Consider the following 463-nt stretch of genomic DNA (forward strand, 5'->3'; position numbering starts at 1 on the left):
CCTGATAACGGCTTGCTGGTATTTCCAATCCAAGACCAAGCTGTTTTTGCCATGACAGGCGCAATCGCTTCATCCGCCGTCGATAGACGGCATCGGTAATATAACCGTCTTCAAATCGATGTTGAGTGCGGAAAATTGCTTCAATTCTCAGTACCAACTGCTGACCGACTTTCGCGGTATAACCCCCGCCGCTATATTCCGCTATCTGCGTCACATTTCGTAAGATATGCGCCCAGCAAAGTTGCCTCTGTGTATCTTCAAGCCAGTGGTATCCTGCATATTGATCTGTCACCACAAAACCGTTCACTTGCTCACCCAGTAATTTTTTGGCCGCTAGCTTGCCACGCGAATAGTGCGTGTTAAAACAAGCGGCATCATCGCATGTTATCAACCACATCCAACGCGATTCATTATCCCGTTGGTGTGACGTTTCATCGGCAAAAATCACATCGGCTTGGCGCAC

1 protein-coding gene is annotated in these 463 nt (G+C 48.4%); it reads right to left on the reverse strand.

The window, feature by feature from the left end:
- Positions 1-463: transposase (locus Q4519_RS21720; protein ID WP_303516022.1), on the reverse strand; the 463-nt coding region annotated here is incomplete at both ends.

The organism is Motilimonas sp. 1_MG-2023, assembly GCF_030547455.1.
GTDB lineage: Bacteria > Pseudomonadota > Gammaproteobacteria > Enterobacterales > CBDFNC01 > Motilimonas.